12 protein-coding genes are annotated in these 16,119 nt (G+C 62.9%); 7 read left to right on the top strand and 5 right to left on the bottom strand.

Translation table 11 applies throughout. The features are described from left to right. Positions 1 to 255 precede the first annotated feature (255 nt). Complete coding sequence (locus tag AC1RRC_RS12765; RefSeq protein WP_493055845.1) at positions 256 to 3,486, bottom strand: DUF4214 domain-containing protein; 3,231 nt, start codon at positions 3,484 to 3,486, stop codon at positions 256 to 258. A gap of 246 nt (positions 3,487 to 3,732) precedes the next feature. Then, positions 3,733 to 5,112 (bottom strand): bifunctional UDP-N-acetylglucosamine diphosphorylase/glucosamine-1-phosphate N-acetyltransferase GlmU, encoded by a 1,380-nt coding sequence (glmU, locus tag AC1RRC_RS12760; protein WP_493055844.1) that lies wholly within the window; start codon positions 5,110 to 5,112, stop codon positions 3,733 to 3,735. A 26-nt stretch (positions 5,113 to 5,138) separates the two neighbouring features. On the opposite strand from glmU, the gene AC1RRC_RS12755 reads away from it, so the two are divergent. The 5 genes from AC1RRC_RS12755 to AC1RRC_RS12735 all read left to right on the top strand — a co-directional run bounded on the left by AC1RRC_RS12755 (position 5,139) and on the right by AC1RRC_RS12735 (position 8,278). Continuing rightward, the gene (locus AC1RRC_RS12755) at positions 5,139 to 6,032 is read left to right on the top strand and encodes a DUF6279 family lipoprotein (protein WP_493055843.1); all 894 of its coding nucleotides are present in this window, start codon (positions 5,139 to 5,141) and stop codon (positions 6,030 to 6,032) included. Between the two features lie 31 nt (positions 6,033 to 6,063). Continuing rightward, on the top strand, positions 6,064 to 6,699 hold the full coding sequence (rsmD, locus tag AC1RRC_RS12750) for a 16S rRNA (guanine(966)-N(2))-methyltransferase RsmD (protein WP_493055842.1): 636 nt from the start codon (positions 6,064 to 6,066) through the stop codon (positions 6,697 to 6,699). Positions 6,700 to 6,788: 89 nt separating this feature from the next. Further along, positions 6,789 to 7,286, top strand: coding sequence for a pantetheine-phosphate adenylyltransferase (gene coaD, locus AC1RRC_RS12745; protein ID WP_493055841.1), 498 nt, complete (start codon positions 6,789 to 6,791; stop codon positions 7,284 to 7,286). A 12-nt stretch (positions 7,287 to 7,298) separates the two neighbouring features. Beyond that, positions 7,299 to 7,574 carry a YfhL family 4Fe-4S dicluster ferredoxin gene (locus AC1RRC_RS12740; RefSeq protein ID WP_493055840.1) on the top strand — a complete coding sequence of 92 codons (276 nt, stop codon included), beginning with the start codon at positions 7,299 to 7,301 and terminating at the stop codon, positions 7,572 to 7,574. 107 nt (positions 7,575 to 7,681) lie between these two features. Continuing rightward, positions 7,682 to 8,278, top strand: coding sequence for a chalcone isomerase family protein (locus AC1RRC_RS12735; RefSeq protein WP_493055839.1), 597 nt, complete (start codon positions 7,682 to 7,684; stop codon positions 8,276 to 8,278). Positions 8,279 to 8,364: 86 nt separating this feature from the next. Here AC1RRC_RS12735 and AC1RRC_RS12730 read toward each other — a convergent pair whose 3' ends face one another. After that, the gene (locus AC1RRC_RS12730; protein ID WP_493055838.1) at positions 8,365 to 8,607 is read right to left on the bottom strand and encodes a hypothetical protein; all 243 of its coding nucleotides are present in this window, start codon (positions 8,605 to 8,607) and stop codon (positions 8,365 to 8,367) included. A gap of 166 nt (positions 8,608 to 8,773) precedes the next feature. Here AC1RRC_RS12730 and AC1RRC_RS12725 point away from each other — a divergent pair, with 166 nt between their 5' ends. Then, complete coding sequence (locus AC1RRC_RS12725) at positions 8,774 to 9,742, top strand: LysR family transcriptional regulator (RefSeq protein WP_493055837.1); 969 nt, start codon at positions 8,774 to 8,776, stop codon at positions 9,740 to 9,742. 83 nt (positions 9,743 to 9,825) lie between these two features. On the opposite strand, the gene AC1RRC_RS12720 is transcribed toward AC1RRC_RS12725, so the two are convergent. Continuing rightward, entirely contained in the window at positions 9,826 to 11,385 is a 1,560-nt protein-coding gene (locus AC1RRC_RS12720) for a methyl-accepting chemotaxis protein (protein ID WP_493055836.1), read from the bottom strand. Between the two features lie 180 nt (positions 11,386 to 11,565). Next, positions 11,566 to 12,021, bottom strand: coding sequence for an Lrp/AsnC ligand binding domain-containing protein (locus tag AC1RRC_RS12715; RefSeq protein WP_154371290.1), 456 nt, complete (start codon positions 12,019 to 12,021; stop codon positions 11,566 to 11,568). A 222-nt stretch (positions 12,022 to 12,243) separates the two neighbouring features. Between AC1RRC_RS12715 and putA the strand changes: the two genes are divergently transcribed. Then, positions 12,244 to 15,897: a trifunctional transcriptional regulator/proline dehydrogenase/L-glutamate gamma-semialdehyde dehydrogenase gene (putA, locus tag AC1RRC_RS12710; protein ID WP_493055835.1), complete on the top strand. Its 3,654-nt coding sequence runs from the start codon at positions 12,244 to 12,246 to the stop codon at positions 15,895 to 15,897. Positions 15,898 to 16,119: the final 222 nt, after the last annotated feature.

Below are 16,119 nucleotides of genomic sequence, written 5' to 3'. Positions count from 1 at the left end.
GGTTATGCGCAACCTGTGCAAGGTATTTTCACAGGGTTACCCACATTGTTATGCACACCACACCTCCAACGTGCCGAGTTCTCCCTGTGGATAGTTATCCAATCACTATCCACCCTCTATCCTCAGCTTCCACACAGGGTTATGCACATATTGGAACAAGTTATCCCGGCTTATTCCACTGCTATCCCCTGCTTATCACCAGCTTATCCGACGCTTGTTCAGCCGCTTACCCACAATGTTATACACAGCACGCCATCACGCCAGCCAAGGCGTATAAGCCACGCCATCCTGCAGCGCGCCGGCCACGCGCACCTGGTATTCCTGGCTTTCGCTGAAGCCCAGCAGCACATCGGCGCGGGTGGCGGCGCCCGACGCCAGCTGATTGTTCCACCACGCCAGGCCGGCCGTGTCGGGGGCACGCTCCAGCGCATGGGTATACATGGCCGTTAAAAATACCGTGTTGTCGTTGCCGGCCCCGTACAGCGCGGCAAATTCAGCACCCGCCGCAAACTGGCGCGCGGCATCCCGCAACGCCATCCCGTCGTCCATCCGGGACAGCCAGTAACCAAGGCCCCCCTGGTCCGGCGCCCGTCCCAGCGCGATGCCATACAAGCGGAACAGCGCCGCCGCATCGGCATCGGCGGCAACCGCGCCGTCGGCGAACACCAGGCGCTCGATGCCGGTCAAGGTGTCGTGGCCTTCGGCGCCGCTGACTTGCCAGGCATCGCCGCCGCGCTGCACCTGGTAAACGGCGCGCGCGCCGGCATAGACCGCCGCATCGGCCCCGGCGCCGCCATCCAGGCGGTCATTGCCGCCCAGTCCCGCCAGCGTGTCGTTGCCGGCGCCGCCCTGCAGCAAGTTATCCGCGGCATTGCCGGTCAGCCGGTCATGGCCACTGCCGCCCAGCGCGTTTTCAATCACGCTGCCGAAATTCACCGTGACCTGGCCCGCGTCGGTAATCAGCTGGCCACGGCTGCCGATGTAACCCCAGCGGCCCGGTTCCAGGTACAGGGTGAGGTTGTCGGCCAGGGCGGCGCCGCTGATGGTGTCGTTGCCCTGGCCATCCCAGATGAAGTTGTGCACATCGGGGTGCGCCGCATCGAAAGCCGCAGTGGTCAGCACATAGGTGTCGTCGCCGGTGCGGCTCTGCCGGCTGGGACCGTACACGTATTGCAGCACCGCCAGGTCGAGCGGTCCCAGCCCGTGATTGTCGCGGCGGAAGTACGACATCATGGTGGCGTTGGTATGGTCTTCCGCCAGCGGCAGCAAGCCGCCATCTTCATTGTCGTGCGGATGCTTGAGGCCCAGCGCATGGCCCAGTTCATGCAGCAAGACGTGGCGGGCAAACGGCGCCGTCGGGTCGGTCAGCGGCACCCACACATCGGTACCGAACGTCCCCGGATAGGTCGCCATGCCGGACGCCGCGCGGGGGTCTCCCTCCGGCAGGAAATCATGGAACACCATGCCATCGCCGCCCTGCGATCCGCCCGGCGTGAACCGCACGTCAATCACCGACGACAATGTTTGCAACTGCTGCTCGATCAAGGCGCGCTCGTCCGCCGTGTACGCGCCGCGCGGCGCGTCATCGAAAGCGTACTGGATGGTCTGGCCCGGCCCCAGGACCTCGCGGTCCCATTGCGCGGCCTGCGCGCCGCTGGCGCCGCCGGTATGCAGCAAGGTATCGATCCAGTAGGGCAGGGGATTGGGGTTCAGCGCCACCACGCTGATGGTGCTGGCGGTGTGGACGCCATCGCTGAATTGCCATTGCAGCGCCACCTCGGTGGCTGTGTGGGCCGCCATGTTTTCATAGGCAATCGCCGCCAGCGCTTCGTTCACCAGCTTGCCGCTGGCGCCCGCGCCGAACTCGATGCGCAGCGTGCCGCCGCCCTGCCGCACGGCGCCGATATCGACGCCATCGATGCGGATGCGGCCATGGTCGAATTGCAGTGATCCGGTCGCGAGGAACACGTCATCCATGCTGGCGCCGCCTTCGCGCTGCAACAGCAGCGAGGCGCCCGCGTAATCGCCCTGGCCCTGTTTCAGTATCATCATTTCCCGGTCATAAACGGCGATGCGGCTGTTGATCACCACATCCGGCCGGCCTTGCAGATAACCGGTACGGCTGGGCCCCGCATCCGGCAGCCAGCCCAGGTCCGGCTGGCCATCCGCATCAAAGCGCGTGACTTGCGACACAAAGGTGATCGGCATCCGGGGGATGCCATCGGGACCGATCGGCATTTCAAATACGATGCCGTCCAGCATCACACTCCCCTCCCGGTCCACCGCCAGGGTGAACAGGCGGTTCCCGTGCGGGCTTGTCAAGCTGATCTGGCCGCCGCTGCCAAAGGCGGTGTCGATACCGCCATCGGGCAACAGCCGCAGCACTTGTTGCTGCGAGGTCATCAATGCATCCCGGTAACTGACCGTGGTGCCCAGCACGATGCGGCCGGCGGCATCGATGCCGCCCAGGAGCGGCGAGTCGATGGAGCGCTCGGCCCGGTCCGGCATCGCCAGTTGCGGCATGGCCCAGCCGTCGCCGCCAAAGCTGGTATCGAGCGTGCCATCCCGCTGATAGCGCGCCACGGCAAGGTGGCCGTCGAAGGCGCCATCCGCCCCCGATTTTCCCAGCGCCAGCAGGTAGCGGCCATCGGCCTGCAGCACCAGCGACGCGGCGCCCGTGCCCAGCGCCGCCGCGCCCTGGCCGGGCAGGCTGACCGCCAGCTTGCCATGGTCGCCGAACGCCAGTTCCGGCGCACCACCGGCATCGAAGCGCAGCAACGCCGTGCCCTTCAATGCTTTGGCGCCGCTGTCCCAGCCGCGCGCCACCACCACGATCACGCCATCGGGCAACACCTGCATGTCGCTGGCCACCATCGCCGGGCCCTGCGTGACCACCACGCCGTCCTTGCCGAAGCCGGTATCGGGCGTGCCATCGGCGCGGTAGCGCGCCAGCACCACTTGCCGCTCATTGGTGACATCGCGCCCATCCGCGGTGATGCCGATGGTGGTGCCGGCCAGCACGATGGCGCCATCGGCCTGCACCCGCAGGGTTTGCAGGGAATCCATGCCGCCGACATCGGCCGTGATCTTGCCGCCGCTGCCAAAGCCGGTATCGGGGCTGCCATCGGCCAGGTAACGGCGGATCACGATGCGGGTCTCGACCCTGTCGCCGATCGACACGTAGGGATCGTTGCTGGCAACACCCCCGTCATGCCCGGCCACCAGGTATTTGCCATCCGGCGCCATGGCCATGGCGGTGATCGCGCCATCGTTGGCATCGCGGAACAAGGCGACTTTGCCCTGGTTACCGAACGCGGTATCAAGCGTGCCGTCGGCACGGTGGCGTTCGAAGCCGGTCATGGTGGCGGCCAGGAAGCGGCCATCGGGCAACGGTGCGGCGCCGGTGATCGCCTGCGCCATGTCGCTGGACGCGGAACGGTACACATGGGGCATGCCGGTGCGGATAACTGGGGCGGTGTTGGCCATGATCAAAACCGGGAGTTGAAAAAATGATACTAACCCGGATGTTTTAACGCATGGCATTTCTTACAACTTCTTACCAAGTTATCCACTGATGATGGCCATCTGCCCACAGCCTGTCCTCAGGAAAACCACAGCTTGCCCCCTGCTTAATCCCAGCTTTTCCGCAGGGTTTTCAACACATTTATCCACAACGTGCCGTCAAAAAAAATGGCGCCGCGAAGGGCGCCATGGGCATGGAAACCGGGTGAATTACTTCTTGATCTTCACCGGCCGCTTCCAGCCATCGAGCGACATTTGCTTGCTACGGGACAAGGTCAGTTGTTCCGCCGGTGCGTCCTTGGTCAGGGTCGTACCCGCGCCGATGGTGGCGCCACGGCCCACGGTGACGGGCGCGACCAGCTGGCAATCGCTGCCGATGAACGCGTCGTCTTCGATCACGGTGCGGAATTTATTGGCGCCGTCATAGTTGCAGGTGATGACACCGGCGCCCACGTTGACTTTGGAGCCGATGGTGGCGTCGCCCACGTAGGCCAGGTGGTTGGCCTTGCTGTGCGCCGCGATCTGGCTGTTTTTGACTTCCACGAAGTTGCCGATGTGGACATCTTCACCGAGTTCCGTGCCCGGACGCAGGCGCGCATACGGCCCCACTTGCGACGCGGCGCCCACGATGGCTTCCTCGAAATGGCAAAACGGCTTGATATTGGCGCCGGCGCCGACTTTGGTATTGACCAGCACGCTGTGTGCGCCGACCGTCACGCCATCGGCCAGTTCCACTTTGCCTTCAAATACGCAGCCGACATCGATCGTCACGTCGCGGCCGCAAATCAATTCGCCACGGACATCGATACGGGCCGGGTCCAGCAGCGTGACGCCACGCTCCAGCAGGGCCTGGGCAATGTTCAACTGGTGGATGCGTTCCAGCTGGGCCAGCTGCACTTTGCTGTTCACGCCAGCCACTTCCCACTGGCCGGCCGGTTGCGCCGACACCACCGGCACGCCATCGGTGACGGCCTGGGCCACGATGTCGGTCAGGTAATACTCGCCTTGCGCATTATTGTTTTGCAGCGCGGACAGCCATTTTTTCAGGTGGCGGGTTGGCGCCACGATGATGCCGCTGTTGATTTCCTTGATGGCGCGCTGTTCCGGCGTGGCATCCTTTTCTTCGACGATGCGCTCGATGGCGCCGTCCGCGTTGCGGATGATGCGGCCCAGGCCGAACGGGTCGTCCTGTTCCACGGTGAGAATACCCAGCTTGTCGGCGCCGGCGGCTTCCACCAGCCGTTGCAGCGACGCCGCCGTGGTCAGCGGCACGTCGCCGTACAGGATCAGGGTCGGATGGGCTTCGTCGAGCACCGGCAGCGCCTGCATGACGGCGTGGCCCGTGCCCAGCTGCGGTTCTTGCAGCGCGGCGGAAATGTCGGTGCCGGGGATTTTCTGCTCGTTTTCCAGATGAGACAGGACGGCTGCGCCTCCGTGCCCATAAATCACGCATAATTTAGACGGGGACAAACCACGCGCCGTATGGATAACGTGAGACAACAGTGGTTTGCCGGCAATTGGATGCAACACTTTAGGCAAAGCGGATTGCATGCGTTTGCCCATGCCGGCGGCGAGGATGACAACGTTCATAGGCCGATAAACTGAGAGTTGAAAATATGGAAAAGTTTAACATGCAGGCCCTGCCGCACAGGGGCGCACGCTATATTTTCGTCATCATGCTGCTGGCGCTGCTGGGCGCTTGCAGTTCCCTGAAACTCGCTTATAACAATGGCGACACCCTGCTGTTCTGGTGGCTCGACGCCTACGTCGACCTGAGCTCCGACCAGAAACCCGGGGTGAAATCCGATATCGGCGACCTGTTCCGCTGGCACCGCAAGACCCAGTTGCAGGACTATGTGCAAATCCTGCAAACCGGCCAGCGCCAGCTGCAAGGCACGCCGTCGGTGGCGGAATTGCAGGCCGATTACCGGGAAGCGCGCACCCGCGCGGAAACCGTGCTGATGAAAGCCGTGCCGGATATCGCGGAACTGGCGCTGAAACTGACACCGGCGCAAATCGCCGCCATGGAAACCAAGTTCGACAAGAACAACCGCGATTTCCGCAAGAAAAACATGAAGGGCGACCGCACCGAGCAAATGAAGTTCCGCTATAAGAAATCAATGGAACAGTTCGAGCTGTGGTTCGGCAACTTCAGCCGGGAACAGGAAGCGGCGATCCGCAAGGCGTCCGATGCCCGTCCACTCGATAACGAATTGTGGCTCGATGAGCGCATGCGGCGCCAGCAGCGCATCCTGGAACTGGCCAAAAAAATCCAGCAAGAGCGGCCCACGCAAGCGGTGGCGGAAGGGTGGATCCGGGAACTGGTCAAAGAATTGTTCGACCGGACGGAAAAGCCGTCCGACCGCAAAGCGTTCTTTGACGCTTACCTGGCGGCCAACGTGGAATTCGTGCACACGGTGACCAGTATCACGACGCCGGCACAAAAGGAGCATGCCCACAAGCGGATCCAGGGCTGGATTGACGATTTACATGCGCTGGCGCTGAAATAAGGGGCAAATCCGGCATGGTATAGTTCCATCCATGCAAAAGAAGTCGACTAAACCTCCTAAAGTCCCGGTCCACGGCCCGAAACAAAGCAACCAGGTGCGCATTATCGGTGGCGCGTGGAAGCGCACGCCATTGCCGGTGCTGGAAGCGCTGGGCCTGCGCCCCACCCCGGACCGTGTGCGCGAAACCGTGTTCAACTGGATCACCCACTTGCGCGACGCCAACTGGCCGCAAGTCAAAGTCCTGGACCTGTTCGCCGGCAGCGGCGCGCTGGGCTTGGAAGCGGCCAGCCGCGGCGCCGCCAACGTCTTGATGGCGGACACCAATACCGCTGTGATCCGCCAGCTCGATACCATCAAAACCAAGCTGAACGCCGCGAACGTCACCTTGCAGCGCGCCGACGCGCTGTTGCTGGCGCAATCGCTGGCGGCGCGCAGCCAGCAATTCGACCTCATCTTCCTCGATCCGCCGTACCAGCAGGATTTCCTGGCCCGTACGCTGCCGCTGTGCGTGAAGCTGCTGGCGCCCGGCGCGCTGGTGTATGCGGAATCCGGTTTGCCATTGACATTCGAAGACGGCGAGGCGCCGGAATGGATGGCGGGCTGGGAAGTGGTGCGCGCTGACAAGGCAGGCATGGTGTACTACCATTTACTTCAGTACAACGGCTGACAGCCTTAACCGTCTGCTGCACTGCGGCAACGCCTGATTTTCAGGCATAATGCGCGTTCTATTGTTTGGAGTAACTGTAGGGAGCCGCAATGGTTGTAGCCGTTTATCCGGGAACGTTCGATCCGCTGACGCGTGGTCATGAAGATCTGGTGCGTCGTGCATCGGGCCTGTTCGACCAGCTGATCGTCGGCGTGGCGGACAGTCAGAACAAACATCCGTTCTTTTCGCTGGACGAGCGCCTGTCCATCGCCAATGAAGTGCTGGGCCATTATCCCAACGTCAAGGTCGAGAGTTTTTCCGGCCTGTTGAAGGATTTCGTGCGCGAGCACGATGCGCGCGTGATCGTGCGCGGCTTGCGCGCGGTATCGGACTTTGAGTATGAATTCCAGATGGCGGGCATGAACCGCTACCTGTTGCCGGATGTGGAAACGTTGTTCCTGACGCCATCCGACCAGTACCAGTTCATTTCCGGCACCATCGTGCGGGAAATCGCGCAGCTGGGCGGCGACGTGTCGAAGTTCGTGTTCCCGTCGGTCGACCGCTGGCTGCAAAAGAAAATCGCCGCCACCCGCGGCACCGGCGTGTAAGGGAGTGTCGCCATGGCGTTGATGATTACTGACGAATGCATTAATTGCGACGTCTGCGAGCCCGAGTGCCCGAACGATGCGATTTACATGGGCCTGGAAATCTATGAAATCGATCCCAACAAGTGCACCGAGTGCGTCGGCCACTTCGATGAGCCGCAATGCGTGCAAATCTGCCCGGTCGAATGCATTCCGCTGCACCCCGACTGGCAAGAATCCCAGGAACAGCTGTTTGCCAAGTATGAGCGCCTGACTGCGGCAAAAACGCCACCCGCGGCGGAAAAGGAATAATCGGTCGAATCCATGGCGGGGCGCCGGTGTTATAGTCGGCTCCACCTATATCAGTGGTACCTGACACCTTCGGTATCAGGCACCAATACATTGACCATGGAGACAGCATGCAATCTTTCCGCAGGACGATCCTGAAATCCGCCATGGCGGCCGCAATGCTGGCGGCCGTCTCACTCCCTTCCTTTGCCGCGGTGGACGTCGCCGGCGTGAAATTCGACGACACCGTGACCGTGGCCGGCCAGCCGCTCAAGCTCAATGGCGCCGGCCTGCGCACCAAGGTCGTCTTCAAAGTCTATGCGCTGGGCCTGTACTTGCAGGACAAGAAAACCAATGTGGCCGACGTGCTGGCCGCGCCGGGCGCGCGCCGCGTGCACATCCACATCCTGCGCGACCTGACCTCCGACGACTTCGGCAAAGCGTTCATGACGGGCTTGAGCGACAACACCGACGCGGCCGAACGCGGCAAGATCGTGCCGCAAACCAAGCAATTCGGTGAAATGTTCGCGTCGTTCCCGGGCCTGAAGAAGGGCGACGTGCTGACGGTGGACTGGATCCCGAACAGCGGCACGCAATGTTTCCTGAACGGCAAACCGGTCGGCGCGGTCTTGCCTGACCAGGCGTTCTACAACGCCATCCTGCGCATCTGGATCGGCGACAAGCCGGTGGACAGCTCGCTGAAGCCGCAACTGCTGGGCGAGAAATAACGCACATCCCTTTGGGGCCAGGCCCCAATGAAAAATCGGCGCCGGCTGGAAAGCTGGGCGCCGATTTGGCTTGGAGCGGGAAGGGCTTAAGCGCGGGCGGCCAGGGCGCGCAGTTCGGCGGCGTGGCTGGGGGCGACGTCCATCGAGTTCAGCATGCGGTTCAACACCAGCGCGTCGCGCATCTTGCGGCGCTGGGCGCGTTCTTCGCGGCTTTGTTTGGGGTTGACCACCAGCGCCAGCGCGCGGACCAGGCCCAGCAACAGCGGCTTGAACAGCAAGGCCAGGGACAGCGCCAGCACGGCGCCCAAAACCGCTTGCAGCGCGGTCATCAGCGAAACTTCCAAAAGTAACGCTTGTACTGCAGAAATGAAGGTAGACATCGAAGTTCAGGAAACATTACAATCAAGCGTAACTATAGTGCGCTGCAACATATAAATCCAATTTCGTTTCTCGATATCAATCATTCGGAAAACGAATAAGTCCACCAAAAATACCATGAGCTTTCTGACGCTGGACTTGAACTTGCTGCGTGTCTTCGACGCAGTCATGACCGAACAAAACCTGACGCGCGCCGCTGGCCACCTGGCCATGACGCAGCCCGCCGTGTCGAACGCCATCAAACGCCTGCGGGAAAGCCTGGGCGACGAGCTGTTGATCCGCACCGCGTATGGCGTCAAGCCGACGCCCCGCGCGGAAGCATTATGGCCGTCGGTGCGCAGCGCACTGGCCAGCCTGGAAGCGGCGGTCACGCCGGAAACCTTCGATGTATCCAAGGCGCACGCGACCTTCCGCCTGGCGATGGCCGACGCCACCGCCGCGTTCTGGCTGCCGTCGCTGATGCGCTCGATCGAACGCGAAGCCCCCGGCGTCAATGTGCGCATGGTGCCGCTGACCACGCGCGAGCCGCGCCCGATGCTGCTGCGCGGCGATGTCGACCTGGCGGTCGGTTTCTTCCCCGGCGTGGCGGCACAATTATCGTCCGACACCAGTTCCCCGATCCGCCACGAGCGCCTGTATTCCGGCCACTATGTCTGCGTGATGCGGCGCGACCACCCGCTGGCGAAAGTCGAACTGACCCTGGAAAACTATTGCGCCGCCAACCACCTGTTGGTCAGCTTCTCCGGCCGGGCGCACGGCCTGGTCGATGAAGCGCTGGCGCAAATCCAGCGCGAACGCCGCATCCTGCTGACCGTGAACCAGTTCTTCACGGCCGGCCGCGTGGTGGCCAACTCGGACCTGGTGACCGTGCTGCCGAAGCATTTGATCGCCTCGACCGGCATGACGGACGCGCTGGTGCACAAGGAATTGCCATTCCAGCTGCCGGCCGTGCACCTGGATATGCTGTGGCACGAGCGTGATGCCCGCAGCCCGGCCCACAAATGGCTGCGCGCCAACCTGGAAGCGATGAACACCGTGGTGCAAAAGACCGCGCCGGGGACGCATCCCCGCAGCGATCTCGATTAAGCGGCCAATTTAAGCAGCCAACTTAAGCAGCCAACTTAAGCAGCCAGCAAAAACGCGCCACGGCGCGTTTTTTTTATCTGAGCTTAATGCCCGGCCGACTTGTACCCGATCCGGAATCCGCCCCAATGCCGCCCGTTCACATAAATCGGCGCGGACAAATCGTGCATCACTTCCCCGGTATCCCGTTTATAGGTTTGCAACAGGAACGGCGCCGTATTCGCGCCGCAGCGCTTGCCCGTGCGGTCGCTGAAGATGCGCTTGGTCCGGTTGTTAATGATGTCGATATCGTAATTGCCCGTCAGCGGCTGGGAAAACTTCTTGTTGTGGGTCGGGAAGTAGCCGTTGTTGTCCACCGCTCCCGCATACGCCAGGTGCGGCATGGCCGCCAGCACGCCTTCCTGCAACGCCGGTAGCACCTTGTCGGTAAACCGGTCGAACTGCGTGGTGTGCTTGGGCGGGTCGGTGTTGGGAATCGGCTGGTACTGGCGGTCGAACAGCGCCGCTTCGCTGATCTGGCCGCGCGCGATGGCGTTTTCGAACAGCCGGCCGATGGCGCGCGCCGCCTCTTGCGCGGCGCCGATGATGTCATCGTGCGCGGTCGGCACTTGCGCGCTGCCCAGCGCCGCCGTGATGACTTCGGCCCGCTCCGCCACCGCCATGGCGGAACCGGCCGCGCGCGGCAATTCGCCTTCGGTGGACAGCATGCTGTCGCGGATTTGCGCGATGGCGTCCGCAATCAGGTGGGTGGTGGCGACATGCTCGCGCGAGGCGCGGGCGATTTCACCGATTTCCGTTTCCGACATGCTTGAGGATTGCTCGATCGACGCCAGCAAGCCATGCACGGTTTCCACGTTTTGCGCCGCGTCGCTGACACTGGACGCCAGCGAATTCATGCCACGGCTGGCGATTTCCGCCTGCTGGTTGATGGTCCGCACCATCAGCGAGATTTCATCGGTGGCTTCCTTGGTGCGCTGCGCCAGTTGCCGCACTTCGCCCGCCACCACGGCAAAACCGCGCCCCTGTTCGCCGGCGCGCGCCGCTTCGATCGCGGCATTCAGCGCCAGCAAATTGGTGCGGGCCGAAATTTCCGTGATCGCGGTGGTGAAACCGTAAATGCGCTTGGCCTTGTCTTGCAATTCCGCCATCACGGTGGCGGCTTGCTGGGCATCGGCGCGGGCCCGGCGGATGCGCTCCAGGCCCTGGTCCGCTTCGCCGCGCCCGGTTTCGGTTTCCGCGCGCACGCGGGCCGCCACCTCGGCCGCCCGTTCCGCGTTGGCGGCGATTTTTTCCGTGGTGCGCGCGTTCTGGCCCGAGCCGGTGACGATTTCGCCGGCCGTGCGCACATCCGATTCGATTTTCTTTTTCACGGAATCGACGAAATACGAGGTTTCCGCCGCGCCGATCATGATGGCGTCGATTTCTTCGCCCACGGTGCGGGCAAAGCGCTGCGGGCCATCGTCAAGCCGGCGCGCTCCCTTGTATTGCATGGCCAGCGCCCCGGCCAGCGCCGCCAATGCCGCGGGCCACAGCGGCGCCGCGCTGCCGCCCGCGATTTGCTGCGCGGTCCATGACACCAGGCTGCCCGTTACGGCCGCCCCCATGACCCAACCAACGTGATGCACTTGCTTGCGCTGCAACTTCATGTTTCCTCCCAGTCGCGCAAGCTTGCCTTGCATCCTCCGCCAGTACGGGCCTGGACCGGTCAGGGCGGGTGCGAGGGGTGCACCTGCCGCATGCCGGTCCTGTATTCTGGCTGCGCCCGTTCAGCGGTTTCTGAGATGCGGATGCCCGGCCTGAAGGCCCGGCACACACGTCATCCACAATTACTTGATAGGCAGCTTGCTTGTATTTTTGACTTCTTCCATCACCGCATAGGTGTGGGTTTCCCGCACACCCTTCTGTAACAGCGTCTTGCCCAGGAATTCCCGGTAAGCCGCCATATCCTTGACACGCGCCTTGACCAGGTAATCGAAGCCGCCCGCCACCATGTGGCACTCCAGCACTTCGGGGATCAATTGCACGCTTTGTTTAAATGCATCAAATACTTCCGGCGTGGTACGATCTAGCACAACCTCAATAAACACCAGCAACGATACGTCCAGCAATTGCGGATTGAGTTGGGCGGTGTAGCCCATGATGTAACCGGACTCGTGCAGCTTGCGCACGCGCTCCAGGCAGGCAGCCGGCGACAGGTTCACACGCGCAGCCAATTCCACGTTGCTGATGCGTCCGTCGCTCTGCAGTTCCATCAGGATCTTCTTGCTAATTTTGTCCAGCATGGATAATTTCCCCTTCTAATTTTATTTGGTGAAATTCTCTCACCAAAAACAATGTATGGCTAGTCCTAAGTAATACCAGAATTAATCCAGAAGAAATCCCTCTACAATCGAATCATCAGCAGCACACGGAAATACGCTCGCCCAGCCACAAGTCGGGCGGGCGTTTTTTTCACAGTTCCGTGCGGCGCGCTTCTAAAAAAACCATCTTTGTAGAGAGTCCACATGCAAGCAGCTGCAAGCACCACCCCTCCGTTTTCCGCGCTGTCGGCGGAAATCCTGCGCCAGCCTACCGCTCTGCGCGCAGCCATCACCGCGGCTTACCGCCGCGACGAGACCGAATCCGTGCAATGGCTGCTCAGCCAGGTGCGCGATGACGGCAGCACGATGGAAGCCCAGGCGCTGGCCCATAAACTGGTGTCGTCCGTCCGCAAGGAGCGCACCCGCGCGTCCGGCGTGGATGCGCTGATGCATGAATTTTCACTGTCGTCGGAAGAAGGCGTGGCGCTGATGTGCCTGGCCGAAGCGCTGTTGCGTATTCCCGACGCCGCCACCGCCGACCGCCTGATTGCGGACAAGATCAGCAAGGGCGACTGGCGCAAGCACCTGGGCGAATCGCCGTCGATGTTCGTCAACGCCGCCACCTGGGGCTTGCTGGTGACCGGCAAGCTGGTGTCGTCGTCCAGTGAAGATGGCCTGGGTTCGGCCATCACGCGGCTGATCGCCAAGGGCGGCGAACCGCTGATCCGCAAGGGCGTGGATCTGGCCATGCGCATGCTGGGCAACCAGTTCGTGACCGGCCAGACCATCGATGAAGCCATCAAGAATGGCAAACCGAATGAAGCGCGCGGCTACCGTTATTCGTATGACATGCTGGGCGAGGCGGCGCTGACCGCGCTTGATGCGGACCACTACTACGCGGCTTACGAGACCGCGATCCACGCGATTGGCCGCGCCTCGAATGGCCGTGGCATCAAGGACGGTCCCGGCATTTCCGTCAAACTGTCGGCGCTGCACCCGCGCTACAGCCGCGCGCAGCGCGCCCGCGTCATGAGCGAACTGCTGCCGCGCCTGACCGCGCTGGTCAAGCTGGCCAAGCAATACAACATTGGCCTGAACATCGATGCGGAAGAAGCGGACCGCCTGGAACTGTCGCTGGACCTGATGGAAGCGATGGCGTTCGATCCGGCGCTGGAAGGCTTTGAAGGTATCGGCTTCGTGGTGCAGGCGTACCAGAAGCGCTGCCCGTACGTGCTCGATTACCTGATCGACCTGGCGCGCCGCAGCGGCCGCAAGTTCATGGTGCGCCTGGTGAAGGGCGCGTACTGGGATGCGGAAATCAAGCGCGCGCAAGTCGACGGCATGGCCGGCTACCCGGTCTATTCGCGCAAGGTGTACACCGACGTCTCGTACCTGGTGTGCGCCCAGAAACTGCTGGCCAACACCGACGTGATTTACGCCCAGTTCGCCACCCACAATGCGCAAACCCTGTCGACGATTTACACCTGGGCCAAGCGCGACAACGTCGCCAACTATGAATTCCAGTGCCTGCACGGCATGGGCGAATCGCTGTACGACCAGGTCGTCGGCAAGGACAACCTGGACAAGGCGTGCCGTATCTACGCGCCGGTCGGTTCGCATGAAACCCTGCTGGCCTACCTGGTGCGCCGCCTGCTGGAAAACGGCGCCAACTCGTCGTTCGTCAACCAGATCGTCGATGAAGCCGTGCCAATTGAATCGCTGATCAAAAACCCGGTGGAAGTGGCGCGCAGCCAGGGCGGCCTGCCGCATCCGGCGATCCCGCTGCCGGCCAACATGTTTGGCGCGGAACGCCGCAATTCGGCCGGTATCGACCTGTCGAATGAAGACACGCTGCGCCAGGTGGCGGACGTGCTGGCGCAGCCGCGCAGCTGGAACGCCGCGCCGTTGCTGGCCGGCGCCCTGACGGACGGCCAGCCTTCTCAGCCAGTCGTCAATCCGGCCCAGCGCAGCGATGTGGTAGGGCAGGTGACGGAAGCGGCGGCCGCCGACGTCCAGACCGCCCTGGCGGCGGCGGCAAGCTTCGCGCACGAGTGGCAGGCGACGGAGCCGGCCCAGCGCGCAGCCGCCTTGAACCGCGCGGCCGACCTGTTTGAAACGCACCAGCTGGAACTGATGGCGCTGGCGATCCGCGAAGCCGGCAAATCGCTGCCCAACGCGATTGCGGAAATCCGCGAAGCGGTGGATTTCCTGCGCTACTACGCCCAGGAAATCACCGGCAAGCCGAATACGCTGGCGCTGGGTCCCGTGACCTGCATCAGCCCTTGGAACTTCCCGCTGGCGATCTTCACCGGCCAGGCCGCCGCCGCACTGGCGGCCGGCAACGTGGTGCTGGCCAAACCGGCGGAACAAACCCCGCTGATCGCGCACCGCGCGGTGGAATTGCTGCATGAAGCCGGGGTGCCGCGCGCCGCGCTGCAATTCCTGCCGGGCCGTGGCGAAGTGGTGGGCGCAGGCCTGTGCAACGACGCCCGCGTGCGCGGCGTGATTTTCACCGGTTCGACCGAAGTGGCGCAGCTGATCAACCGCACCCTGGCCAAGCGCGCCGTGATTGAAGGCGCCGACATTCCACTGGTGGCGGAAACCGGCGGCCAGAACGCGATGATCGTCGATTCGTCGGCGCTGCCGGAACAGGTGGTGCAGGATGCCGTGTCGTCCGCGTTTGACAGCGCGGGCCAGCGCTGCTCGGCGCTGCGCGTGCTGTTCCTGCAGGAGGATATCGCCGATAAGACCATCAAGATGCTGAAAGGCGCGATGGGGGAACTGAACCTGGGCTCGCCGGATCGCCTGGTGACCGATATCGGCCCGGTCATCGACCAGGAGGCGCAGCAAAACCTGCTGGCGCACATTGAAAAAATGCGCAAGTCCGCGGTCGCGTTCCACGCCTTGACCGTGCCGGCCGGCGCCAATGGCACCTTCGTGCCGCCGACCGTGCTGGAAATCCGTTCGCTGGAAGAATTGACCAAGGAAGTGTTTGGCCCGGTGATGCACGTGATCCGCTACAAGCGCGCCGACCTGGGCAAGATCGTCGACCAGATCAACGCCAGCGGCTATGGCCTGACCCTGGGCGTGCACTCGCGGATCGATGAAACCATTGATTTCATCACCTCGCGCGCCCACGTCGGCAACATTTACGTGAACCGCAATATCGTCGGCGCGGTGGTGGGGGTGCAGCCATTTGGCGGCGAAGGCAAATCCGGCACCGGCCCGAAAGCCGGCGGTCCGCTGTACCTGAAGCGGCTGCAGCGCGGCGCGGTGGTGGCAGGCCAGCCGCAGCGGGTTGCCAATGCGGCGCTGGACACGCTGGCGGCCTGGGCGAAAACCACGGGCCGTGAAAAAGTCGCGGCACTGGCGGAACAGTATGGCAATCAATCCATGCTGGACGTGACCCTGGCGCTGCCGGGTCCGACCGGTGAACGCAATACCCTGCGCTTTACCGCGCGCGGCGCGATCGTGTGCCACGCGGCGACCCAGGCCGGCTTGCTGAACCAGCTAGCCGCCGTCCTGGCGACCGGCAACCAGGCCGTGATCGTGCCGCAATCGGTGAAAAACGCCGGCGACATCGTACCGGACGACTTACCGGGGGCCGTCAAGGCCCGTATCGCGGCCGTAGGGGCCCTGGAAAGCTTCCAGGGGGACTTCCAGCTGGCCCTGGTGGAAACGCCGCTGGTGGCCGCTGTACGCGAGCCTATGGCGGCGCGTGACGGCGCGCTGGTCGGCATTATTGAAACCGACGACAGCGGCACCATCCCGGTATGGCGCCTGCTGGCGGAGCGTGCGCTGTGCGTGAACACCACCGCGGCGGGCGGCAATGCCAGCCTGATGACCTTGGGCGCATAGTTTTTTGAGTTGGTTGTGGAAAAGGGCTGGGTTATCCACGCAGCCTTTTTCACCTGGACACATGCGGGCAGCTACACGCCCGGATGGCCAGGGTTGATGCAACTAAACGGGCTGTGGACAAGGTTCAGGTTATCCACCTGGCCGAATTCACCCGCAGCGCCGGACGGCACACGCGTCCGGCAGGTTGGCGGAAGGCTGGTTTAGTGACGTTGTGGAAAAATG

Source organism: Pseudoduganella sp. GW821-FHT12E03 (genome assembly GCF_058807115.1).
The sequence above is the reverse complement of the archived record's forward strand: the minus strand, read 5'-3'. Positions and strand labels throughout refer to the sequence as shown.